This is a genomic window from Myxococcales bacterium, from assembly GCA_016717005.1.
GTDB lineage: Bacteria > Myxococcota_A > Polyangia > Haliangiales > Haliangiaceae > UBA2376.
Genome location: JADJUF010000022.1, coordinates 60,844 through 85,611 on the forward strand (window position 1 = coordinate 60,844; position 24,768 = coordinate 85,611).

Sequence of the window (24,768 nt, forward strand, 5' to 3'; positions counted from 1 at the left end):
CGCGACGGCGCGGCGTGCGGTCGCAAGCGCGACCCGCGCAGGTCGACCCGCGCGGCGTGCGGGCGCAGCCGCGACCCGCGCAGGCGCGACCCGCGCGACGTGCGGGCGCAAGCGCGACCCGCGCAGGTCGACCCGCGCGGCGTGCGGGCGCAGCCGCGACCCGCGCAGGCGCGACCCGCGCGACGTGCGGGCGCAAGCGCGACCCGCGCAGGCGCGACGCGCGCAGGTCGACGCGCAGGCCGACAATGACCCCGCGCGGTATCGGGGCCGCGGCCGCGAGCGGTATCGTGGCCGCGTGACCCGCACCCGCGTCCGCATCGCCTGGACCACCGCCGGCCTCGAGCTGGTCGCGCTCGAGCCGACCGCCGGCGAGCTGGCCGCCCACGCCGAGGAGCTCGCGGCCGCGTACAACGATCCGGCCAACGCGACCTTGCTCGGCCACGTCGACGAGCTGACCCAGGGCGACGTGATCGAGGCCTACGCCGACCTCGCCGACGAGGGCGCGCGCCAGTTCCTGCTGTACGTCGACGGCGCGCTCGCCGGCGACGGCGACCTGCGCGGGCTCGAGGACCGCGCCGCCGAGTTCGCGTTCCTGATCGGCCGGCCCAACGCCCAGGGCAAGGGCCTGGGCACGCGCTTCGCGCAGATGATCCACGCGTTCGGCTTCGCGGCCGAGCCGGCGGGCCTCGGGCTCGAGCGGATCTACGCGTCGGTCGTGCCCGACAACGTCGCGTCGCTGCGGGTGTTCGGCAAGCTCGGCTACCGCGAGGATCACAGCGTCGAGGCCCGGGCCTGGGCCGACGCGCCCGAGGACATCGTCCTGGCGATCGATCGCACGGTCTTTTCGACCCACCACGCCGCGGCGCTCGCCGAGATCGTGATCGCGGCGCGCTAGCGGACCGCGTCAGCGCGCCGACGTTCGATGAGCCAGCGCGCCCGCGTCAGCGCGCCGACGTTCGATGAGCCAGCGCGCCCGCGTCAGCGCGCCGACGTTCGATGGGCCAGCGCGCCCGCGTCAGCGCGCCGACGTTCGATGGGCCAGCGCGCCCGCGTCAGCGCGCCGACGCGCGGCCCGGCAGCGCGACCGCGTACGCGCGGAACGAGCGGTTCTTGATCCGGCCGCGGTTGATGCCGGCCAGCGCCCGCGGGCCCTGGGCCGCGGCGATCGCGACGAAGCTGAGGCGATCGGTGATCGTGATCGGCCCGAGGTCGGCGGCGGCCAGCCCGACCTCGGTGGTGAGCGCCCCGACGATGTCGCCGGGGCGCAGCTTGTCCTGGCGCCCGCCCTGGATCGCGATCGTGACCCAGCCCGGCGGCGGCGGCCGCGCATCGGTGGCCGCCGGCACCGGCGCCGGCGCGACCTCGCCCAGCGGGCCCTCGCGCAGGTTCGCGAGCGCGAACCGATCGCTGCGATCGGCCAGGCTGAGCGCGAGCCCCGCGCGGCCCGCGCGGCCGGTGCGCCCGACCCGGTGGACGAAGACGTCGCGCTCGCGCGGCAGCTCGTAGTTGACGACCGCGCCGAGATCGTCGATGTCGAGGCCGCGCGCGGCGACGTCGGTCGCGACCACCAGCCGCAGGCTGCCGTGCCTCAAGAGCAAGAGCACGGTGTTGCGGTCGTGCTGATCCATGCCGCCGTGCAGCGCCACCGCGGTGTAGCCGGCCGCGGTCAGCGCCGCCGCGAGCTGATCGCAGGTCTCGCGCTGGTTGCAGAAGATCACCGCCGAGGTCGGCTGGTGGTGGCCGAGGATGCGCACCAGCGCCGCCGGCCGCGCCAGGCCCTCGACGTCGTAGAGCGCGTGGGAGATCGGGGCGGTCACGACCGCGGTCGGCGCGGTCACCGCCACCGCGTCCTTCTGGTAGCTCGCGCTCAGCGCCCGCACCGCGTCGGGGAACGTCGCCGAGAACAGCAGCGTCTGTCGCCGCGGCGGCGTAGCCCGGACGATCTCGCCGACGACCTCGACGAAGCCCATCTCGAGCATGCGGTCGGCCTCGTCGAGGACGAGCGTCCGGATCGCGCCGAGATCGAGCCGGCCGCGCGCCAGGTGATCGGCGACGCGCCCGGGCGTGCCGACGACGATGTCGACGCCGTGCTCGAGCTGCGCGCGCTCGCGCTGGATCGAGCTGCCGCCGCTGAGCGTGACGACGCGGGTGTGCGCCAGCGGCCGGGCCAGCCGGCGCAGCTCCTCGGCCACCTGGGCCGCGAGCTCGCGGGTCGGGCACAGCACCAGCGCGCCGGGGCGGCCCGAGCGCGGCAGCGTCCGCGCCAGCACCGCGAGGCCGAACGCCGCGGTCTTGCCGGTGCCGGTGCCGGCCTGGCCCAGGACGTCGTGCCCGGCCAGCATCGGCGGCAGCGCCAGCGCCTGGATCGGCGTCATCTGCTGGTAGTCGAGCCGCGCCAGGTTGGCGAGCTGCGCCGGGTCGAGCGGCAACGTCGAGAAGGACAGGTCGGTCATGGGGCTCGCTGGGTGCGCGGCACCGGAGCGTGCACGACGAGGACAGCGGCGCACCCTAGCACCTGCGCCCGGACCGTGGCCCGGCGGACCCGCGCCACCCGCCCGCCGGGGCGCGCCAGACCCGACCGTTCGGCGCCGCCCATACACTTCCGCGGGCTTGCGGTCGGCCCGAAGGTTGCTGTTCCCGCCCGCCATGACCTTCTATGATCGCGTGCTTGAGCCCTTGGCCGTCCTGACCGTGGCGGTGAAGCTGCTGCTGAGCTGCTGGTGACCGCCGCGCGCGCCCGATCGGCGCGCCACGCCCCGCTGGCGTGCTGCATCGGCGCCCCCGTTACGCTGCGCCGTCGTCGCGCCCGCCGCCGACCCCGAGCAGGTGCTGGCCGGCGCCGTCGACGATGACCCGGGCCGCGTTGTTGAGCTGGAGCAGCTCGGCCAGGCCGTCGCGATCGTCGACGATCCACCAGGTGCGCTCGGGCCCGAGCTCGACGCCGTGGCGCGGCTGGCCCAGCTCGGCGCCGCCGGCGACCGCGGCCGCGACCTGGCTCACGACCGCGCCGACCATCGCGGCGTCGGGCTGGCCGCACAGCGCCACCAGATCGGGCGCGCCGAACTTCCGCAGGCCGCGGGTGTGCAGCGCGTGCGCGCGATCGGTGCGGGCCGAGTCGGTCTCGAACACCACGCGGACCTCGCGCGCGGGGTCGAACTCGGCGTCGGCGGCGGCCAGCGCGTCGCCGCGCCGGTAGGTGTGGGCGTGGACGTCGAGCACGACCGTGGCGCCGCGCGCGACCATCCAGCGCGCGACCGCCCACGCGGTCTGCAGGTAGCCGAGGTCGGGCGGCAGGTCAGGCGCGGCGATGACGACGTGCAGGTGATCGGCGGCGTCGAGCGCGGCCAGGCCGTCGCCGAGATCGGTCGCGGCGATCGCGCGCAGCGAGCCGGTGCGCCAGCCGTCGAACCACGCCGGATCGGCCGCGCGCGGGATCGCGCGCACGTCGAGGTCGCCGATCAGCTCGGCCCGCGGCACGCCGAACTGCCCGAGCGACATCGGCACGTCGTCGGCGAGCGCGCCGGTCGAGAACACCACCAGCATCGCGTGCGGCCGCCGGGTCGGCGCCGCGCCGGACCACGCCCACGCGGTCATGCGGCCAGGTGGGTCAGGTACGCGCGCGCGCGGCCGGCCCACTCGCTGCCCGTGTCGAGCTCGAGGTAGCGCTCGAGGTGGCGCCGGGCCTGGGCCGCGCCGCCGACCCGGGCCAGCGCGAGGCCGAGGTTGTAGTGGGCGTCGGCGAACTCGGGCGCGGCCTGGCACACCCGGCGCAGCTCCGCGATCGCCAGGTCGGTCTCGCCGGTGTCCTCGAGCAGGTTGCCGAGGTTGTAGCGGGCCTCGGTCTGGCCGGGGTCGTGGGCCAGCGCGCGCTCGTACAGCGCCCGGGCCTCGGCGAGATCGCCGGCGCGGTGGCGCAGGTTGCCGAGGTTGGTCATCGCCGCCGCCAGCCCGGGATCGATGTCGAGCGCGCGCCGGTACAGCGCCTCGGCCTCGACCGCGTCGTCGCGATCCTCGGCCGCGCACGCCTCGACGAAGCAGGTGTACGCGGTCGGGCCCAGGTTGGCCTCGGTCGGATCGTCGGCGACCTCGGTCGGCACCGCGTCGGCGGCCGCGGCGTCCGCCGGCAGCAGCTCGGCGATCTGTCCGCCGAGCGCCGGCAGGTTGAACGCCATCACCACCTGGCCGGTGGCCGGCGTGAACGCGACGTCGTCGGCCAGCGCCACGATCGACTCGCCGTCCGAGCACAGCCGCAGGCGCAGCGCCGGGTGGACGTCGCCGGGCAGCGCGCGGCGCAGCGCCTCGAGGTTCTTGCGCACCTTCTGGGCCGACAGCCCGGCGGCGAGCAGGTCCTTCGCGGCCTTGACCGCGCACAGATCGCGGAACGTGTAGTAGAAGCGGCCGCCCTTGCGGACGGTCGGGCCGACGAAGCCGGTCTGCATCCAGTAGCGCAGGCGCGACTCCTGGAGGGCGAACAGCTTGGCGACATCACGGACGCTGTACAGCTCGGTCATGCGGTCACGCCTTTCCGGACGAGGGCCTCGACGTCGAGGGCGAAGCGGACGATCGCCCCCTGGCTCTTCACGCGCAGGTCGATCTCGGGCTGGATCAAGTGGCCGCCGGCGCGGCGGACGGCCTCGTCGAACGCGATCTGCCGGGCGCGGTGGCGCACGCGGGGATCGTCGCCGGCGAGGCCCGCGATCTGGCGCGCGGTGGCGGCGTCGGGCAGGTCCGACAGCCGGTCGGCCAGCGCCTCCAGATCGATCGTGATCGTGGTCGAGCCGACGTAGCGCTCGCCGTCGGCGGCGCCCTCGGACGTCACGCGCGGCGCCGCGAACACCAGCTCGAGCGCGGTGGCCGACAGCCCCAGCTCGATCCGGCGATGAAACACCGACAGCCGCCGGGCCCCGGCCATCGGCTTCTTCTGTGGCGGTGGGTGCGACCGCGTCAGCGGCCGGGTAGAGATGCGAGCGCGTGGCGACACGGCCATGCGCTCACGGTAGGGCAAGCCCAGGCTTGGATCCAACTTTCCTACATGTAGGACACGATCAAGTCCGCGTCATGCTTCGAGCCAGGCCCACGCCAGGTCGCCGAACCCGCGCCGCAGGTCCTTGATCTTCGCGGCCTCGGGCCGGTCGCGGGCGGGGTGGACGCGGTTGGTCAGGAGCACCGCCCAGCGCCCGCGGGCCCAGTCGAGCCACATCGAGGTGCCGGTGAACCCGAGGTGGCCGACCGCGCCGACGCGCGGCCAGGCGTCGCCGGCGTGGGACACCCCGGCCACCGATGACGGCGTGTCCCAGCCCAGCCGCCACGAGGTCGCCGGCGCCGCCGACGTGGTGAACGCGTGCTCGATCCGCGCGGCCGCGATCGCCCCGACACCGTCGACCGGGCCCCGCGCCAGCGCCTGCGCGAACGCCGCGACGTCGTCGATCGGCGCGAACAGCCCGGCGTGCCCGGCGACGCCGCCGGCGGCGTGGCAGTTCTCGTCGTGGACCTCGCCCGCGACCAGGCCGCGGCGCGGGCACAGCTCGGTGGCCGGCGCGTCGGGGCGCGGGCCGGCCGTGCGCAGGTCGACGAAGCCGGTCGCCGCGAGCTCGAGCGGCGCCAGCGCGCGCGCGGTCAGCTCCTCGAGCGGCGCGTCGCCGGCGCGCTCGCACACCGCGGCCAGCGCGATGAAGCCGAGGTCGCTGTAGATCGCGGCGGCGCCGGGCGCGCGCTCGAGCGGCGTCGCGCTGGCCATGGCCACCAGCGCCGCGCGCGGCAGGTCGGCGCCGCCGAGGTCGCCGGCCCACAGGCGCTCGTACAGCTTGACGTGGGCCGGCAGCCCGCTGGCGTGGCCCAGCAGGTGGCCGATGGTGACGGCGCGATCGAGCGCGGGCAGCCAGCGCGCGGCCGACGCGTCGAGGGCGAGCCGGCCGGCCTCGACCAGCGCCAGCGTCACCGTCGCGGTCGCGATCGGCTTGGTCAGCGAGGCCAGGTCGAAGCGGGTGGCGGCGGCGATGGCCTCGCCGCGGTCCGGCACGGTCCGGGTCGTGCCGCGCACCCAGCGCGCGCGCCGACCAGGGGCCCCGACCGCCGCGGCCGCCGCCGAGCACACGCCGCCGGCGATCGCGTCATCGAGCAGCGCGCCGATGCCAGCCTCGGGATCGCGCGGCGGTGAGGTCACGCCGCCACGGTATCGCGACGACCGACGCGAGGCCAACCCGCCACCGGCCGCATGGTAGGGTCGCGGTCCGTGACCCGCTACGAAGTGATCGAGCGCATCGGCGCTGGCCGCATGGCGGAGATCTTTCGGGGCAAGGCCACCGCCGCCGGCGGGTTCGAGAAGCCGGTCGCGATCAAGCGGATCCTGCCGCACCTGTCGAGCGACCCGCGCTTCGTCGAGCTGCTGATCGCCGAGGCCAAGATCATGTCGGTCTTGCGCCACCGCAACATCATCCAGATCTTCGACGTCGGCGTCGGCGATGACGACGAGCACTTCCTGGTGATGGAGTTCGTCGACGGCGTCGACGTCGGCGCGCTGCAGCGGCAGCTCGAGAGCCACCGCCAGCGCCTGCCGATCGACCTGGTGCTGCACATCGGCGCCGAGGTGTGCGAGGCCCTCGACCACGCCCAGCACGCGCCCGGGCCCGACGGCGAGCCCATGCGCCTGGTCCACCGGGACGTCACGCCCTCGAACGTGCTGGTGTCCAAGGCCGGCGAGGTCAAGCTCACCGACTTCGGCCTGGCCAAGCGGCCCGAGGACGGCACCAGCGCCGGCGGCCTGCGCGGTCGCTACGGCTACGTGTCGCCGGAGCAGGCCAGCGGTCTCCCGGCCGACGCGCGCACCGACGTGTTCGCGGTCGGCGTGATCATGTGGGAGCTGGCGCTGGGCCGCCGGCTGTTCAGCCACCTGGCCGACTTCGACGCGCTGCGCGCGGTCCGCGCCGACGATGTGCCCCGGGTCCGCGACCACGATCCGTCGCTGCCCGCCGACCTCGACACGATCCTGAGCGAGGCCCTCGCCCGCGATCCGGCCCGGCGGCTGCCCAACGCCGGCGAGCTGGGCAAGCGCCTGCGCGGGCTGCGCTACTCGCTCGACGACAGCTCGGGCGATCCCGCGAGCGCGCTGGCGCGCATGGTCGCGCGGGCCGAGCGCACCCCGCCGCGACCGGTCGAGGCCCCGACCGCCGCCGCCCGCGGCCACGAGCGCAGCAAGCGGACCTCGAGCGGGTTCGACGTGTCCGAGCCGACGGTGCTGCGGATCCGCACCGCCGACGGCTTCGCCAGCGACGACGAGGGCACCAGCCTGCTCCACGCCCGGGCGGTGATCGATCGGTTCGACGAGGACGAGACCCGGATGGCCCGCCTGCCGGCCGCGTTCGGCGAGCAGCCGACCAGCCGCACCGATCGCGACTCGCTGGCGCTGCCGGCGCAGAGCGCGCCGATGCACCTGCCGCGCGACTCGGGGGAGGTCACCGCGACCGCGCCGCCGCTCGACGTCGGCCCACCCCGGGCGCGCCTGCGCCCGCGCGCGGCGTCGCAGGCCGGCGGCCGCGAGCGCGTCACCACGCCGCCGCCCGTGCCGGTGCGCCCACCGCCGCGGCCGGCCGCGCCGCCGCACGCCCCGTCGGCCGCGCCGACGTCAGCCCCACCGTCCGCGCATCCACCGTCGGCTGCGCCGCCGCGCGGGACCGAGCCCGTCGAGCGCCCGGCCCCACCCGCGGCCCCACCCGCCGCGCCGCCGCGCGCGCCGGTCGTGCACCAGTCGCGCCTGCCGTCGATCGCACCGCCGCCGTACGTGGCGCACCGGGCCGGCACGATGCAGCCGTATCCGACGCCGCCGTCGGGCACGCGCCGCTGGTGGATCATCGGCGGCGCCGCCGCGGTGATCGCGGCGCTGTCGTTCCTGATCACCCGCGCGGCCCTCGAGCCGCCCGAGCTGCGCCCGGCGGCGAGCGCCCTCGTGGACGCCGGCGTCCCGCTCGACGCGGCCCGCACCGTCAGCCCGGCCCGGGTCCCGATCGACGCCCGCGCGGTCGACGCGCGGCCCCCGGTCGACGCCGCCGTCGACGCGCCGCCGTCGACGCGCCGGTCGACGCGGTCGTCCCGGACGACGCCGCCGCGCCCGCCGACGCGGCGGTCGCCCCCGACGCCGCCGCGCCCACCGACGCCGCGGTCGCCCCCGACGCCGCCGCGCCCAGGCCGGCGCGGAAGAAGCCGGTCACTCCGGCGCGGAAGAAGCCGGCGCCGAAGCCACCGAAGAAGAAGGGCCGCTGAGCGGCCGGCTCCGACGGTACGCGACCAGGATCACCGTCGCCCAGATCGCCGCGGTCGTCAGCGACGCGACCAGCGTCACGAGCCCGTTGGCGAGGGTCCACTCGGCGACGACGTCGCCGAGGCGCCGGGTCGTGCGACCGTCGGCGAGCGCGCGGTCCACGCCGCGCTGGGCGAGCACCGCGTGGACCGCCCCGACCGCAGCCACGAGCGGGACCGCGAGCACCGCCAGCGCCGCGGTCGCGACCGGGACCGCCCACGATCGCACCATCCACGCCAGCCGCGCCGGCCGCCGGATCAACGTCGCCAGCAGGTAGACCTTGCCGGCGACGAACACGCCGACCAGCGCGACCCGCACCGCGATCAACGTCGCGAGCGACGCCGGCGGCACCAGGCCCAGCCACGCCGCCAGCAGGCTGACGCCGCCGTGGCGCAGGTCGACCGCCGGCATGAGCCCCATCACCACCAGCGTCAACGCGACGCCGTGCCGACCATGCGCGTGATCCGGATCGGTCACGGCGCCGCCGCGAACTCCCGCACGACCGCGTCGAGCACCTCGGCGCCCCAGCGCAGCCCGGCGATCGGGATGCGCTCGTTGTGGCCGTGGAACATGTCGGCGAACTTGATGCCCGACGCCTTCTCGATCTTCACCGGCGAGAAGCCGTACCAGCGCGCGCCGAGCTGGGTGAAGTACTTGGCGTCGGTGAAGCCGGGGATCATGTACGGCACGACCGTCGCGTCGGGCTCCCGCGCCACCACCTGGCGCGCGATCACGTCGTAGAGCGGCGACGCCACCGGCTCGGTCACCGTCGGCGGCGCCGCCTTCATCACCTCGAGCTCGACGTCGGGCCCCAGCACCGCGCGCAGCTCGCGCAGGAAGTCCTCGGTCGACTGCCCCGGCAGCGTGCGGCCGTCGATCTCGACCTCGGCCACGCCCGGGATGACGTTGGTCTTGCTGCCGGCGCGCACGACCGTCGGCGACGCGGTGTTGGCCAGCAGCGCGCCGAGGCTGCGCGCGATCCCGGCGTCGGGCCGCAGCCGCAGCGCCCGCGCGAGGAGCTCGGGGCGGGTCAGGAGCTTGAGCAGCGGCCGCGCCACCGCCGGCTGCCGCGCCGCCACCGCCTCGAGGAACCGGGTCAGCTGGGCGGTCGGGTGCACCGGCAGCCGGGCCCGACCGAGCGCCGCGATCGCCGTGGCCATGCGCACGACCGCGCTGTCGGCCCGCGGCATCGAGCCGTGGCCGGGCTCGCCGGTCCAGCGCGCGCGCACCCAGCACAGGCCCTTCTCCGCGACCTGCACCGGGTAGAACGTGGCGTTGCCGAGGTGGAGCGAGAACCCGCCCGACTCGCCGATCGCGTACTCGGCGCGCACCAGCTCGGGGTGCTGCTCGACCAGGAACCGCGAGCCCAGATCGCACCCGGCCTCCTCGTCGGCGACGCCGGCGAAGATCACGTCGCGGGCCAGCTGGGGCTTGTCGACCGCGAGCTTGCGCATGATCGCGACGCTCATCGCCGCCATGTTCTTCATGTCGATCGCGCCGCGGCCCCACAGGCAGCCGTCGGCGACCGCGGCCGAGAACGGCGGGTGCGCCCACTTGCTCGGATCGGCCTCGACCACGTCGAGGTGCGCCGACAGGAGCAGCGGCGCGGCCCGACCGTCGCCGCGGTAGCGGGTCACCAGGTTGGCGCGGGTCGGCGCGCTCTCGAGCACCGTGACCTCGTAGCCGACCTCGCGCAGCTTGTCGGCCAGGTAGGCCGCGGCCGGGCGCTCGTTGCCGGGCGGGTTGGTCGTGTCCATGCGCAGCAGGGCCGCGCACATCTCCTCGGCGTCACGCGCGAGCGGCGGTAGCGTCATCGCCGCCGACGATACCCGAACCGGCGCCGATCACACGCCGTCGACGCCCGCATCGAGCGGCGGTCGCGTCATCGCCGCCGACGATACCCGAGCTGGCGCCGGTCACACACCGTCGACGCCCGCGTCGAGCGGCGGGCGCGTCATCGCCGCCGACGATACCCGAGCTGGCGCCGGTCACACACCGTCGACAGCCCGCGTCGAGCGGCGGGCGCGTCATCGCCGCCGACGATACCCGAGCTGGCGCCGGTCACGCACCGTCGACGCCCGCGTCGAGCGGCGCCGGGGCGTCGATCCCGCCGTCGCCGTCCTCGATCATGCACGGCACGGTCTGATCGAACTGGCAGCTGCACATGCAGTCCGACGCGGCCCAGCCGGCGCACCGCGGGCTGACCGTCGTGGTCGTGGTCGCGGTCCGCCCGTCGCTGTCGCGCAGGGTCAGGTCGACCTGCCAGGTCATCGCGTCGAAGTCCGCCGGGCCCGGCACCGGCCCGCACACCGGCAGGTTGACCTGGTCCTGGGTGCCCGACTCCGGCATCGCCCAGCCGTCGCTGCCGAGCACGAACGCCGCCGGCCGCTCCTCGAGCGACAGCACCTGGGTCGCGGTGGTGCCGCGGAGCGCGCCGCTGAGCGACGCGCCGCGCGCGTGGACGTTCTTGGCCCGCACGCCCACGTAGATCACGTACCCGCCCTGATCGGGCGGCTGGATGTCGACCACCGCGCCGGCGGTCGCGTCGACGACGGCGCCGCCGCGCAGCCCGGTCGGCGCCAGCTCGAGCGGCAGCGTGCAGTCGCCCAGGCACGCCGACGGCGGGTCGCTGCAGGCCCCCATCCCCAGCGCGACGAGCGCCGCCGCCCCGACGATGTTCCGGCCGATCGTCGGGCCCGCTCGATCCGCGGGCCCGCCCCGCGCCGATCGCGCGCGCGCCGCTCGATCGTTCGCCGTCGACGCCCGGCTCAGAAGCACGTCACGTCCTGGGTCTTGGGCCAGTAGTACAGGAACACGTTGCAGTGCTCGCTGGTCTCGACCATCGGCCCGAACGTGTAGCAGCAGTCGTTGGCGTGCTGCGGATCGAGATCGTTGAGGACGTCGCAGCCCTCGGCCGGCTCGGTCCACTGGTAGTCGCAGGTCCAGTACACGCCGCCGCCCTGCGGCAGCGCCACCGCCAGGTTCGTCTCCATGTCGGGCTCGGCCCAGTCCTCGCTCTGGTAGAAGCGGTCGCTGTCGGGCGGGCGCGAGGTCGAGACGCCGTCCCAGGCGAAGATCGAGAAGCGCCGACCGCGCGAGTGGAAGTGGCCGTTGGCCGCGGCGACGGTGTGGAGCCCGTCGGGCATGCCGCACGCGCCGCCGTAGGTCGGGCGCGGGTTCGACGCGCAGATCCGGATGTTCTGCTGGGTCGCGAACAGCGTCCCGAGCTCCTGGGTGTCGCCGTCGGTCGAGCGGTACAGGTTGATGCCGCCGCGGCCCAGGTACGGCGTGTCCTGGGTGGCGGCGTTGACGTAGTGGATCTGGAGCATCAGCGTCTCGCCCGGCTCGAACCGGGTCGCGACGCCGGCCGGCAGCGGCCACTCGAGCACCTGCTGATCGATGCTCGACTGCTGGCTGTTGGCGACCAGCGGCCAGTCGGCCCAGTTCGACGACCGCCAGCACTCGCCGGCCTTGATCAGGGTGCCCTGGACCGCGCCGAGATCGACCGGCGCGCCGTCCTCGGGCCGCAGCTGCTGCAGCGTCTTGACCCGGAACACGTTCATGTGGTGGCTGCCGGGGTTGAGCGCGAGCTGCAGCCGATCGACCCAGAGCGCGCCGTCGGGCTGGGCCGGCACCTGGAAGAAGTAGCAGTCCTGGATCTCCTCGCCGGCCGCGACCTCGAACTCGGGCGTGCGGATCCACAGGCCCTGGGCCGGCGTCAGCGTGTCGAGGAGCCAGGGCTCGAACGGCGACTGGTTGTCGCCGCACGCCGCGAGCGCCACGGCGAGCGCCGCCGCGCTCAGGAAGCGAAGGGAAGCCATGGCGCCGATGGTAGCGCCCCGCCGCCGCCGCCGCGCCCTCGACCTCGCGGGTTCGCGCGTCGGTGCGAGCCCCATCACGTCCACGCTCAGGTTTCTGAGGCGCCTCGGACCGCCGCCGTCGGGTTTCCGAGGCGCCCGCGGCCGCTCGGGCTCCGACCGGATGATCCTGAACCGGAGCTCAGACCGTCGCGAACGCGTCGGTCGGGATCTCGAGCGGGGTCTTGTCCTCCTTGCCCACCATCTGCGCCTTCTGCGGCACGGTCGCGACCACGTTGACCGCGTAGAACAGCGCCGCGTACTTCTTGCCGGCGTAGAACGCGCGGTCGGCGTGATCGGCCGGCAGCTGCTCGGCGGCCGCGTCGGCGATCACCGCCGCCTCGAGCAAGAGCCAGCCGATCGCGGTCTCGCTCATCATCTCGAGGAAGCGGTTGGCCGCGAGCGGCACCATCTCCATCTTGCCGCCGCCGAACCAGCCCAGGAACCGCATCGCGGTGCCCATGATGGCCTCAGCCGCCATCGCCAGGTGCGCGCCCGCGTCCTTGTAGGTCGGGTGGTCCTTGAGCGTCGCCGCGAACGTCTGCACGTCCTTGATGAACGCCTGCAGGTTGGCGCCGCCGCGCTGGCCGAGCTTGCGGCCGACCAGGTCGAGCGCCTGGATGTGGTTGGTGCCCTCGTAGATCGAGAAGATCTTCGCGTCGCGCGCGTACTGCTCGACCGGGTGGTCCTTCAGGTAGCCGGCGCCGCCCATCGTCTGGATCGCCGTCGTGCAGATCTGGAACGCCTGGTCGGAGCCGTAGGCCTTGACCAGCGGCACCAGCAGATCGACCTGGCCCTGGTGGTAGGCGTCCTCGGCAGGATCGCCGACCGCGGCGCTGGACTTGTCGAGGTGCAGGCACAGCTTGACGATCAGCGCGCGGATGCCCTCGACCCGCGCCTTCATGTCGAGCAGCATGCGCCGCACGTCGGGGTGCTCGATGATCGGCACGCGCGGCGCGGCCGCGTCCTTCCACTGCTTGATCGACGGGCCCTGCAGGCGCTCCTTGGCGTACTCGACGGCGTTGAGGTACGCCGACGACGCCACCGCTACGCCCTGCACGCCGACGCCGATGCGGGCGTAGTTCATCAGGTGGAACATCTGGGACATGCCCTTCTGCTCCTCGGTCCCGACCAGCTCGCCGATGCAGTTGTCGTCGTCGCCGAAGTTGAGCACCGCCGTCGACGACGCCCGGATGCCCATCTTGTGCTCGATCGACGCGACCTTGACGTCGTTGGACTCGCCGTCGGGGCGATCGCGCGGGACCACGAACAGCGACAGGCCCTTGGTGCCGGCCGGCGCGTCCTCGGTCCGGGCCAGGACCAGGTGCAGGATGTTCTTCGAGAGGTCGTGATCGCCGCCCGAGATGAAGATCTTGGTGCCCTTGATCTTGTACTTGCCGCCCCCCATCGGCGCGGCCTTGGTGGTCGCGCTGCCGACGTCGGAGCCGGCCTGGGGCTCGGTCAGGCACATCGTCGCCGCGTAGGTGCCGTCGTGGAGCTTGGTGCAGTAGGCCGCGACCTGCTCCGTGGTGCCGAAGTGCTGGATGACGTCGGCCACGCCCTGGGTCAGCGCCGGGTACATGTTGAACGCCGTGTTGGCGCCGCACATGATCTCCTCGGCCATCGCGTGCAGCGTGAACGGGCCGGCCATGCCGCCGAACTCCTCGGGGATCGACAGCCGGCGCCAGCCGACGTCGTAGAGCGACGTCCACGCCGCCTTGAAGCCCTCGGGCGTCTTGACCTTGCCGTCGACGAGCTGGCACCCGGTGGCGTCGCCGACCGAGTTGAGGGGGCCGAGCTGATCCTTGGACCAGCTGTAGACCTCGCCGAGGACGGTCTCGACCTCCTCCTGGCCCCAGTTCTCGAACGGGGCCTTGCCGAGGATGTCCTGGAGCTTGAACTGCTCGAACAAGACGAAGCGGACGTCGCGCAGGTCGGCCTTGTAGCGGTTGATCGGCTGGGACATCGGGAACTCCTCCGGTCGGCGTGCGGGGGTCGGATCGTCGGGATGCGCGATCCGAGAGTGAATGAACCGTCATTCATTTATGGCCGACGCGCCGCGTCGCGTCAAGCGCCGTCGGTGCGGTCCGACGCCGCGCTCCCCCGCCAGGCCCACCGCGCGGCCACCCCCTGATAACTACAGAGATTTCAGGCTCTTGCAGACGCTGATCGACGTCAGCGCGCGAACCGGGCGATCGTGCCGCTGCGGTCGAGGGTCAGCGCGCCAGCCGAGGTGAGCTCGATCTGGACCAGCGCGTGCCTGCTGGCGGACAGCCCGACCGCGAACTCGCCGAGGTCGCGCTCGCGCAGCGAGGCGCCGGCGCGCACGTACCAGCGGGCGTGGCCGTCGACGGTGAGGATCGCGCCGCCGGCCGCGGCCGCGATCACGCGGTCGTCGTCGCGCAGGCGGTGCTGCGCCACCTCCGCGATCGTGCCGGCGCTGACGTCGACGATCGTCACCGCGCTGGGTAGCGCCAGCACCACCGCCGAGCCGTCGAGCGGCGCCACGAGGGCGTGCCCGCCGGTCGGCTGGCGCCACGACACGGTGCCCGCGCGGTGGTCGATCGCGCGGATCGAGGCGGCGTCGGCCACGATCAGTCGCGCGCCGGCCCAGGCCCACGTCGCCGGCGCCACGATCGGCTCCTCCCACCGGGTCTCGCCGGTGGCCGCGTCGATCGCGACCACGGTGCGATCGCCGTCGACGACCAGGTACATGCCGTCGCGGTGGCCGGTGCGCTGGGCCACGGCCGTGGCCTCGTAGGGCCGCGACGTCGGCGACGGCGTCAGCCGCCGCTCCCACCGCAGCGCGCCGGTCGCGAGATCGAACGCGCGCAGCTCGTCGCGCTCGGCCGAGCGCGTGATCACGACGCCGTCCCCGACCGACAGCTGGGTGGCGGGATCGAGATCGTCGGCCCGCCAGGCCAGCGCCCCGGTGGCGCGGTCGATCGCGACGACGCGCGCGTGCCGTGACAGCAGGTACAGCCGGGTCGCGTCGACGACCGGCGTGTGATCGATCGTGAAGGCCTCGAACGGCTCGACGTCCGGCACCAGCCGCGACCAGCGGATCGCCCCGTCGGCGGCGGCGACCGCCGCGACGTGCCCGCCCTGGGCCAGGTAGATCGTCTGGCCGGCGCGATCGGCGACCGTCAGGACCCCCGACAGCGCGCTGGTCAGCATGAAGTCGGGCGTCGGGGTCTCCCAGGACGGGTCGCCGTTGGCCACGCGGAAGGCCCGCAGCGCGTTGGGGGCCTCGCCCGGGGCGGGCAAGGTCACCACGTCGCCGGCCAGCGCCAGGCGACTCGACGATGGCGCCGAGGTCGTCGCGCTCCAGTCCGATCGTGCTCGATTCATGACGTACACCCTGCGCTCGAGGTCGTGGCCGCGGCCGGCACCTCGTGCCACGCCGCGCGCGCCGACCCTACCACCGCCGCGCCCGCCGACCGAGCGTGTTGGCGCGCCTTACCGCAAGATCGCGTTGATCAGCACCGTCGGATCGATCGAGCCGACGTAGTCCATGATCTTGTCGACGATCGCCCCGGCGTAGGCCTGGATCATGGCCGTGTAGTGCCCCAGCGTCGACAGCGCCGACGCGATCGCGGCCTGGACCGCCTCCCGGACCTTCTCCTTGAGGGCGTCGGTCGCCGACGCGACGGTGTCCTTGACCGAGTTGATGGCGTTCTGCTTGACCTGGGCGCGGTAGGTCGGGTTCATCGTCGCCCAGTGCCAGTCGCGGGCCCCGCCCGGGGTGGTGCCCTCGTTCTTGGTCGCGTCGGTCATCTGGGGCAGGCGGCTGGTGATCGGCGCCAGCGAGATGAACGGCATGACCTCGCGGGTGGCGTTGGCGGCGCCCTTCTTGGCGACGCCGGCCGCGTGGAGCTGGTGCATGTGCGTGGCCGAGGCGGTGCTGGCGGCGATCGCGATCTTCTCGTTCTCCGCGGAGCCGGCCAGGTTGTGGTCGCCCTTCGACACCCAGTGCTCGCCGGCGTCGTTGAAGGCCTCGACCCCGTGCTCGTTGTCGTAGTCGTGGAGCACCTTGGCCGAGAAGCCGGCGACGCTCGACGCGATGGCCTCGCCGATCTGATCGGCGACCGGGTTGAGCTTGGCGCGGATCGCGGTCTTCATCGCGACCAGGCTGATCGACATCGCCGGGATCTGATCGCCGACCCAGCCGGTCACGCCGCGGACCATCGCCGGCGACGCCGCCGCGATCCCCTGGCGGATCCACGAGGTCACGTCGAGCGAGTTCGGGATCGGATCGACCAGCTTGCCGACCTCGGCCCGGGCCGCGGCCTTGAAGACGCGCTTGTACTCCTCGGCCATGGCCGTGCGCGGCGTGCGCATGTGGCCGGCGGCGAACGCGTCGGTCAGGTAGTGGAGCGCGCCCGCGTCCATCGCCACCGCCGCGCCGCCGAACGGCTTGCCCTGCATGCCGTCGAGGAACGCGCGCTGGCCGGCCGACAGGTGCATCGTCAGCCACTGACCGATGTTCATGCCGAACTTGCCCTTGGCCGCGTCGATCTCGGGCTTGTAGGCGGCGTTCATCGTGGCGGCGCCGTCGAACAGCGCGTCGCTGTCGGCGCTCTGATCCGAGAAGTGATTGAAGTTGGCCGACGCCAGCCCCAGGTACTCCGTCGCCCGGGCGCCGCGGCCCGCCAGCATGATCGGCCCGTTCGAGTCGGGCTCGGGGTTGTTCGCGGGATCGCGCAGGTGGGCCGCGCGCAGGCGCCCCTCGCGCTGGAGGATGCCGTAGTACTCCATGATCAGCGCGGGGTTGGACGTGCAGGTGCGCTCGAGCTCGGCCCAGGTACCGAAGAAGTCGCCCTGCATCGCGGTGAACGCGCCGGCCGGGAGCGTGACCCCGCCGACCGTCACCTGCTGGTCGTTGTAGGCGGCGTTGCCGAGGTCCATGTGCTCGGCGCCCTCGAAGCACATGATCGACTCGGCGCCGACCTGGCTCACCTTGGCCGGCGCGCCGATCATGATCGCGGCCGCGGCCTGATCGGCGTCGACCTCGTGGGCGCTGCCGCGGGCGCCGCGCTCGGACAGCATCGCCACGCCCGGCGCCGCGCCCTGCTGCTGCGCGACGTGGGCCAGCTCGTGGGCCATGACCGGGTTGGCGCTGTTGGAGGCGCCGGCGCCGAGCACGACGTCGGAGCCGTGCGCGAACGCCCGCGAACCCAGCTGGCTGTTGGCGGCGCTGGCCTGCTCGCCCTGGTGGACGCGGACGCCGCCGAGATCGACGCCGAGCGACTGCTCGGCCCGGCCGCGCATGCCGCTGTCGAGCGGGCTGGCCTCGCTGCCACCGGCGAGGAAGCCGTCGAGGCGGAGGTCCTGGGCCTGGCCGCGCTGCGCCGCCGCGCTGTCCGCGTCGGCGGTGGGCGCCTGCTCGGCGGTGACGGGCGCCTCGTGGCCTGATTCGCGCGCGCGTGCTTCAGCGGTCTGCATGTCGTGGCTCCCCCCGCGGACGTTCAGAACAGCGTAGCATGGCGGAGATGGCCACCGACGCGTTCGTGCTGGCGGCGCTCAAGGGCTACGTCGCACGCCACGGCCACCGCCTGGTCCAGGCCGACGGCCGCTTGTCGGACCTCTTCGTCAGCCTGGGCGAGGCCCGCAACCTGATCGGCCTGCCGATGACGCCGCCGGGCCGCGTGGCCCAGCGGGCCGGCTGGCCGTCGCTCGAGGAGACCACGGTCGAGCTCGCCGCCGCCCGCGCGCAGCTCGATCGCGCCGGCGGCACGATCGCCCGGCTGCGCAAGGTGTTCGGCCTCGACGACGAGGAGGTCCGGCTGCTCGTGGTCGCGGCGGCGCCGTACCAGTCGGTCGACGTCGGCCGCCTGTACACGTTCGCGCAGGCCGACTTCACGCTCAAGCGCCCGACCGTCGGCTTCCTGGCCGAGCTGGTGGCCGAGCTGCCCGGCGAGGTCGCGGGGCTGGTGCGGCGGCTGCGCCCCGACGCGCCGCTCGTGCAGCATCGGCTCGTCCGCGTCGACGCGCCGACGGGCTGGGGCGCCGACGCGCCGCTGCTCGCCGCCGCGGTGTCGGTCCCGACCCGCGTGCTCGACGAGCTCGCCGGCTTCGACGCCACCCTGCCCCCGCACCTCGCGGCGCTCGCCGAGGTCGAGCCGGTCGACTGGCCCGGCCCCGACGATCTCATCATCGATCCCCGGGTCGTCGCCGCGGTCGCGGCCGGGGTCGCGGCGCCGCGGCCGCGCATGGTCGTGTCGGGCCCGCGCGGCGCCGGACGCCGCTCGGTGATCTGCAGCCTGGCGCGCCACGGCCTGCGCGCCGGGGTCGTCTCGGTCGATCTGGCGGCGCTCGCCGACGATCGGCTCGGCGCCCTCGATCAGCTGGCCGAGCTGGCGCGCGAGGCCACGCTGCTCGGCGCGGTGCTGCACCTGCGCGCCGACGCCTGGGTCGACGCGCCCGAGCGGGTCGCGCGCGCGACGCTGGGCCTGCGCAGCCTGTTCGCCCATCACCGCGGCGGCATCATGATCACCTGCGACCGCTCGACCGGACCGATCCACGCGATCGCGCCGGGGCTGCACGAGGTCGCGCTGCCGCCGCTGCCGCCGTTCGAGCAGCGGCGGGCCTGGGCTCACGCGCTGGCGTCCTACGCCGACGGCGCCGCGCTCGAGGCCCGCCTGGCCGATCGCTTCAACCTGACCCCGGGCCTGATGATCCGCGCGGTGCGCGAGGCCGCGAGCCGCGGCGGCGGCCAGGTGACCGCGCCGGCGATCATCCACGCGGTCCGGCGCCAGGCCGATCACGCGCTGTCGGAGGTGGCCGAGCCGTTCGCGACCACGCTGACCTGGGACGACGTGGTCCTGCCCGACGACGTGTCCGACGCGATCATCGACATCCTCAGCCACGCCAAGCACCGGGCCCAGGTGTTCGATGGCTGGGGCTTCCGCCGCAAGGTCTCGTACGGGCGCGGGCTGTCGTGCCTGTTCTCGGGCCCGCCCGGCACCGGCAAGACCATGGTCGCGGCGGTGCTGGCCCAGACGCTCGAGCGCGAGCTCTACCGGATCGATCTGTCGCGCGTGACCTCGAAGTGGGTCGGCGAGACCGAGAAGAACCTGGCGCGGGTGTTCGACGAGGCCGAGCGGGCCCAGGTGATCCTGCTGTTCGACGAGGCCGACAGCCTGTTCAGCGCCCGCACCGACGTGAAGAGCGCCAACGATCGCTTCGCCAACAACGAGATCAACTACCTCCTCCAGCGCATGGAGGCCTACGACGGCATGACGATCCTGACGACCAACCTCGACGCCGCGATCGATCCGGCGTTCCGGCGCCGGATCAAGTTCCGCGTCACGTTCCCGATGCCCGAGGCGGCCCAGCGCGCGATGCTCTGGCAGTCGATGCTGCCGCCGAGCGCGCCGGTCGAGGCCGGGCTCGAGTTCGACGAGCTCGGCACGCGCTACGAGCTGTCGGGCGGCAGCATCAAGAACGCGGTGCTGCGGGCCGCGTTCCTCGCCGCCGACGCCGGCACCGTGATCACCGCCGAGCACCTGCGGCGCGCGGCCGTGGCCGAGGTCGAGGAGATGGGCCGGCTGGTCCAGTGACCGCGCGCGCCGTGACCGCGATCGAGGCGCTGGGCCGGCTGGTCCAGTGACCGCGCGCCGCGCGCGCCGTGACCGCGATCGAGGCGCTGGGCCGGCTGGTCCAGTGACCGCGCGGCGCGCGCGCCGTGACCGCGATCGAGGCGCTGGGCCGGCTGGTCCAGTGACCGCGCGGCGCGCGTGATCTGGGCGCGCCGCGGCCCGTGACCGCGCGCCGCCGGCCGCGCCCGATCTGATAGCTTCGCGCCATGCCCACGCCCCTCCTCCTCGCCGACAAGGTCGTCATCGTCACCGGCGGCAGCCGCGGCATCGGCCAGGCCATCGCCGGGGCCTGCCTCGACGCCGGCGCCAAGGTCGTGATCGCGTCGCGCAAGCAGGCCGATCTCGATCGCGCCGCCGCCGAGCTCGCCCCGCGCGGCGAGGTCGTGGCGATCGCCTGCCACACCGGCAAGGCCGACGACGTCGACGCGCTGTTCGCGGCCGCGGTCGCGAAGTACGGCCGGGTCGACGGCGCCGTCAACAACGCCGCCACCAACCCGTACTTCGGCCCGCTGATCGACACGCCCGACGCGGCGATCGACAAGACCATCGAGGTCAACGTCAAGGGCTACCTCTACGTCGCGCGGGCGCTGGTCCGCCACGCCCGCACCCGCGACGGCGGCGCGGCGCTGGTCAACGTCGCGTCGGTCGCCGGCCTCCGGGCCGCGCCGATGCAGGGCATCTACGGCGCCACCAAGGCCGCCGTGATCTCGATGACCCAGACGCTCGCGTTCGAGCTGGGCGGCGCCAACATCCGCGTCAACGCGATCGCGCCCGGCCTGGTCGAGACCAAGTTCGCGAGCGCGATCGTCGGCAACCCGATGCTGCGCGACCACGTGATCAAGCGGACGCCGCTCGCCCGCCACGCGCAACCCGAGGAGATCGCCGGCGCCGCGGTCTACCTGCTGTCGGACGCGGCCTCGTTCACGACCGGCTCGGTGCTCGTCGCCGACGGCGGCCTGACCTCGGCGTGAGGGCCCGATGATGACGTTGAAGATCGCGCGCCCGACCGCCGTCCAAGCCGGGCCCATGCCGCGCCTGCTCACCGCCGCCGCCGTCCTCGCCGCCACCGCGACCCTCGCCGCCGCCGGCCCGACCACCGGCTCGATCGTCGGCACGGTGGCGTGGAAGGGCGCGCCGCCGCCACCGACGCCGGTCGATCGCTCGAGCGATCCGGTGTGCGCCAAGACCGCGCGCGGCGCCGAGGACGTCGTCGTCACCGACGGCAAGCTCAAGGACGTGCTCGTGCGCATCGCGATCGGCGGCGCCGCCGCGGCGCCCGCGCCGACCGCGCCCGCGCTGATCGCCCAGAGCGAGTGCATGTACGGCCCGCGGGTGGTCGGCGTCGTCGCCGGCCAGACCCTCGAGATCCGCAACCTCGACGCGACGTTCCACAACGTCCGCGGCAACCTCGTCAAGAAGGTGCTGTGGAACCTGGCCCAGCCCAAGGGCGCGGCCCCGCTCGTGCGCGACAAGCTCGGCGCGCCCGGCGACGTCGTGTCGCTGCACTGCGACGTCCACCCGTGGATGGCCGCGTGGGTCGTCGTCCACGACCACGCGTTCTTCACCGTCACCGGCGCCGACGGCGCCTTCACCTTGCCCGACGTCCCGCCCGGCACGTACACCGTCGAGGCCTGGCACCCGACGCTCGGCCTGCGGTCCGCCAAGGTGAAGGTCAAGAAGGGCAAGGCCGCGCGGGCGACCTTCACGTTCGCCGCGCCGCCCGCGGCCAGGCCGTAGCGCGGGCCGCGGCCGCGACCCAGCTCGGGGCGGCGAAGCAGGGTTACACTCGCGCCGATGGCGCAGCCCGATCCGCTCGACGTCGGCTTGGTCGGCGCGACCTTGGCCGGCCGCTACGAGATCCTCGAGGGGATCGGGCGCGGCGGGATGGGCGAGGTCTACCGCGCGTTCGATCGCGAGCTCGACGAGGTGGTCGCGCTCAAGGTGGTGCACGCCGCGGTGGCGCGCCTGCCGGGCGTGGTCGAGCGGTTCCGCGCCGAGGTCAAGCTGGCGCGCCGGGTGACCCACAAGAACGTGGCCCGCACGTTCGAGCTGGGCCTGGCCGACGGCGAGGTGTTCCTGACGATGGAGCTGGTGACCGGGCCGTCGCTGGCGGCGCGCCTCGAGCACGGCCCGCTGCCGGCCAGCGACGCGATCGCCGTCGCGGTCGAGCTGTGCGACGCCCTGGCCGCGGCCCACGCGGTCGGCGTCGTGCACCGCGACCTCAAGCCCGACAACGTGCTGCTCGCCGACGACGGCCGGGTAGTGCTGACCGACTTCGGCGTCGCCAGCCTCGCCGCCTCGACCGATGACACCGCCAGCGGCACGCCGCGCTACATGGCGCCCGAGCAGGCGCGCGGCGAGGCGCCGACGGCCCAGGTCGACGTCTACGCGCTGGGCCTGGTGCTCTACGAGATGCTGACCGGCGTGCCGGCGTTCGTCGGCGGCCTGGGCACGGTGCTCGACGCCAAGCAGGCGCCGGTGGCGCGCCCGGCCAAGCTCGACGAGCTCGAGCCGGCCCTGGCGGCGATCATCGCGCGGGCGATCGCCACCGATCCGGCGCAGCGGTGGGCCGGGGTCGCGGCGCTGCGCGCGGCGCTCGCGCCCGATCAGCCGACCGCGCGGGCGAGCGCGCCCCGTCGCCCCGGCACCTCGCCGCTCGGGCTGCCGACGGTGCAGGTGCTGCCGGCCGAGGCGCCGGCCGAGCTGGCGCCGCTGGTGCTGGGCCTGCACGCCGAGCTGCTGCGCCGGCTGGCGCGCCGCGGCCACCTGCGGCTGATGCGCGGCCACGCCCGCGACCTGGCCGACGGCGCCTGGGTCAACGTCGTCGGCGTCGTCGGTCGCGGCGCGGTGGTCACCGTCCGGCTGCCCGACCGGACCGATCGCCTCGAGCTCACCGTCGCGCTCGACGTCGACGCGCTGGTGGCCGGCGCCGAGCTGGCCAGCCGCCTGATCGCCGCCGCGGTCGGCGCCGGTCCCGAGCGCGGCGCCGACGAGGTGCCGATCCCGACCGAGGCCCGCGCGCACCTGTGGCGCGCGATCGAGCGCAGCCGCCACGACGAGCGCGATCGGCTGGCCGCGCACGACGACTTCCAGGCGGCGGCGCGGCTGGCGCCCGACGACACCCGCATCATGGCGCACCTGGCGATGTGCGAGGTGCGCGGCGCGTTCTTCTCCGAGCCGCCGGACCCGGACCAGCTCAACCGGGCCACCGCGCTGGCGACGCGGGCGGTCGCGCTCGCGCCGCACCTGGCCGAGGCCCACCTCGCCCACGGCCGGGTGCGCCTGCACCACGGCGACGCCACGGCCGCGGCGGTCCACTTCCGCACCGCGATCGCCTGCGCCCCGTACCTGACCGATCCGCACGAGTGGCTGGGCCGGATGCTGCTCGAGAGCGGCTTCCTGGTCGAGGGCCTGGCCCGCATGACCGACGTCCTGGCGATGGACCCGGACCTCGAGTTGCCGCGCTGGGACCTGGCCCGGGCCTACGCGCTCGAGGGCCGCTGGGACGAGCACGACCAGCTGATCGGCGCGACGCGCGACCCGGGCATGTCGTCGCGGCTCGCGGTGGCGCTGCGCACCGCCGGCTGGCGCAACGATCGCGCGACGATCGCGCGGATCCGCGATCTCACCGCCCAGATGCCCGAGATGCCGATGTTCGAGCGCTCGCTGATCTTCGCGGTGTGCGACGCCGTGCTCGCCGACCGCTGGGCGGCGGTGCGCGATCAGATCGTCGGCGTCGTGACCATGGGCGCGGCCGTCGGCGGCGCCCGCCGGCGCGCGTTCGTCGGGCAGATCGTGTGCGAGGTCGCGGCCGGCTCGAACGACCTCGACACCGCGTTCGCGATGCTCGGGCTGGCGGTCCAGCACGGCCTGTTCGATCGCCACTGGCTCGAGCGGTGCCCGCTGCTCGACGCGGTGCGCGCCGACCCGCGCTACCCACCCCTCCACGCCCGGGTCAGCGCCCGCGCCCACGCCATCCTCGACGCGCTCTACGGCGACCACGCCCACCGCGCCACCGCCGACACGCTCCTGGTCGCCAGCGCGACGCCGTGACCCGGGCGCGCGCCGGACCGGTCGGCCGGCCGGCGAGGTGACCTGGCGCACCCCAGCCGCCCGCGGCGCCGCCGGCGTCCGCGCGCGCTGGTAGCATGCGCGCTCCTCGGAGGTCCGCATGCGCCGTCGCGTCGTCCTGCTCTCGCTCGTCACCCTCGCCGCGCTGGTCGCGACCGCCGCGGCGGACACGATCATCGCCGGCGGCAACGTCATCAACCAGACCTGGACGCCGGCCGGCAGCCCGTACGTCATCCAGGGCGACGTCACCGTGCCGACCGGCGCGTTCCTGACGATCGACGCCGGCACGACCGTGCAGTTCGCGTCGACCGACAGCCAGGCGTCGGGCCTCAGCACGACGCGGGTCGAGCTGACCATCAAGGGCACGCTTTCGGTCAACGGCACGACCCTGCAGCCGGTGACGATGTCGGGCACCGCAGCTGGATCCTGGTACGGCCTGGTGATCGACACGCAGGCGGTCAGCGTCACGGTGGCGGGCCTCGCGATCACCAATCCGATCCGCGGCATCAGCTACGCGGCCACCGGCGCGTCGTTCGCGTCGGACAACGTCACGGTCCAGGGCGCGTCGCAGTACGGCCTCTACGTGTCGGCAGGTGCCCCGACCGTCTCGGGGTTCTCGTCGATCAGCGCCAACAACGCCGGCGCCTACGTCGACGCCGCCGGCTCGCTCACGCTCACCAACTGCGTCCTGCGCAACAACCTCTCGGCCGGCATCTACTTCGCCCCGACCTCGGCCGCCCGCGCCCTGACCGTCACCAACTGCTCGATCAACAACAACGGCTCGTACGGCATCCGCACGCTCGCCTCGAACCCCGGCACCGTCGCCGTCACCAACTCGATCGTCACCAACCACGGCGCCTACGGCGTCGCCCGCAGCGACGCCTCGACCGTCACCACCACCTACTCCGACGTCTGGGGCAACTCCACCAGCAACTTCCTCGGCGGC

The 24,768-nt window shown here is 74.5% G+C and carries 16 protein-coding genes; 6 read left to right on the forward strand and 10 right to left on the reverse strand.

Translation table 11 applies throughout. The annotated features are described in order from the left end of the window. Positions 1-295: 295 nt before the first annotated feature. Positions 296-895: a GNAT family N-acetyltransferase gene (locus tag IPL61_19895; GenBank protein MBK9033497.1), complete on the forward strand. Its 600-nt coding sequence runs from the start codon at positions 296-298 to the stop codon at positions 893-895. 157 nt (positions 896-1,052) lie between these two features. Here IPL61_19895 and dbpA read toward each other — a convergent pair whose 3' ends face one another. The 5 genes from dbpA to IPL61_19920 all read right to left on the reverse strand — a co-directional run bounded on the left by dbpA (position 1,053) and on the right by IPL61_19920 (position 6,163). After that, complete coding sequence (gene dbpA / locus IPL61_19900; protein MBK9033498.1) at positions 1,053-2,453, reverse strand: ATP-dependent RNA helicase DbpA; 1,401 nt, start codon at positions 2,451-2,453, stop codon at positions 1,053-1,055. Between the two features lie 331 nt (positions 2,454-2,784). Then, a complete protein-coding gene (locus IPL61_19905) occupies positions 2,785-3,594 on the reverse strand; it encodes a hypothetical protein (protein ID MBK9033499.1) in 810 nt (269 codons plus the stop codon). Next, entirely contained in the window at positions 3,591-4,511 is a 921-nt protein-coding gene (locus tag IPL61_19910; GenBank protein ID MBK9033500.1) for a tetratricopeptide repeat protein, read from the reverse strand. The genes IPL61_19905 and IPL61_19910 overlap by 4 nt, the downstream gene beginning before the upstream one ends. After that, the gene (locus IPL61_19915) at positions 4,508-4,912 is read right to left on the reverse strand and encodes a hypothetical protein (GenBank protein MBK9033501.1); all 405 of its coding nucleotides are present in this window, start codon (positions 4,910-4,912) and stop codon (positions 4,508-4,510) included. Before IPL61_19915 ends, IPL61_19910 begins: the two co-directional genes overlap by 4 nt. 144 nt (positions 4,913-5,056) lie before the next feature. Continuing rightward, positions 5,057-6,163, reverse strand: coding sequence for a beta-lactamase family protein (locus IPL61_19920; GenBank protein MBK9033502.1), 1,107 nt, complete (start codon positions 6,161-6,163; stop codon positions 5,057-5,059). Positions 6,164-6,232: 69 nt separating this feature from the next. On the opposite strand from IPL61_19920, the gene IPL61_19925 reads away from it, so the two are divergent. Next, complete coding sequence (locus IPL61_19925) at positions 6,233-9,034, forward strand: serine/threonine protein kinase (protein ID MBK9033503.1); 2,802 nt, start codon at positions 6,233-6,235, stop codon at positions 9,032-9,034. A 1,320-nt stretch (positions 9,035-10,354) separates the two neighbouring features. Here IPL61_19925 and IPL61_19930 read toward each other — a convergent pair. From IPL61_19930 to IPL61_19950, 5 genes are all read right to left on the reverse strand, one after another. Beyond that, complete coding sequence (locus IPL61_19930; protein MBK9033504.1) at positions 10,355-10,936, reverse strand: hypothetical protein; 582 nt, start codon at positions 10,934-10,936, stop codon at positions 10,355-10,357. Positions 10,937-11,061: 125 nt separating this feature from the next. Beyond that, on the reverse strand, positions 11,062-12,015 hold the full coding sequence (locus IPL61_19935; GenBank protein ID MBK9033505.1) for a hypothetical protein: 954 nt from the start codon (positions 12,013-12,015) through the stop codon (positions 11,062-11,064). A 277-nt stretch (positions 12,016-12,292) separates the two neighbouring features. Further along, a complete protein-coding gene (locus tag IPL61_19940; protein MBK9033506.1) occupies positions 12,293-14,116 on the reverse strand; it encodes an acyl-CoA dehydrogenase in 1,824 nt (607 codons plus the stop codon). 209 nt (positions 14,117-14,325) lie between these two features. Next, the gene (locus tag IPL61_19945; GenBank protein ID MBK9033507.1) at positions 14,326-15,501 is read right to left on the reverse strand and encodes a PQQ-binding-like beta-propeller repeat protein; all 1,176 of its coding nucleotides are present in this window, start codon (positions 15,499-15,501) and stop codon (positions 14,326-14,328) included. 108 nt (positions 15,502-15,609) lie between these two features. Continuing rightward, on the reverse strand, positions 15,610-17,595 hold the full coding sequence (locus IPL61_19950; GenBank protein MBK9033508.1) for a DUF4157 domain-containing protein: 1,986 nt from the start codon (positions 17,593-17,595) through the stop codon (positions 15,610-15,612). Positions 17,596-17,642: 47 nt separating this feature from the next. Here IPL61_19950 and IPL61_19955 point away from each other — a divergent pair, with 47 nt between their 5' ends. The 4 genes from IPL61_19955 to IPL61_19970 all read left to right on the forward strand — a co-directional run bounded on the left by IPL61_19955 (position 17,643) and on the right by IPL61_19970 (position 23,804). After that, positions 17,643-19,712 (forward strand): ATP-binding protein, encoded by a 2,070-nt coding sequence (locus IPL61_19955; protein MBK9033509.1) that lies wholly within the window; start codon positions 17,643-17,645, stop codon positions 19,710-19,712. A gap of 245 nt (positions 19,713-19,957) precedes the next feature. Next, positions 19,958-20,722: a glucose 1-dehydrogenase gene (locus IPL61_19960; protein MBK9033510.1), complete on the forward strand. Its 765-nt coding sequence runs from the start codon at positions 19,958-19,960 to the stop codon at positions 20,720-20,722. A gap of 55 nt (positions 20,723-20,777) precedes the next feature. Further along, a complete protein-coding gene (locus tag IPL61_19965) occupies positions 20,778-21,488 on the forward strand; it encodes a DUF2012 domain-containing protein (GenBank protein MBK9033511.1) in 711 nt (236 codons plus the stop codon). A gap of 57 nt (positions 21,489-21,545) precedes the next feature. Continuing rightward, entirely contained in the window at positions 21,546-23,804 is a 2,259-nt protein-coding gene (locus IPL61_19970; GenBank protein MBK9033512.1) for a serine/threonine protein kinase, read from the forward strand. The last annotated feature ends 964 nt before the right edge of the window (positions 23,805-24,768 follow it).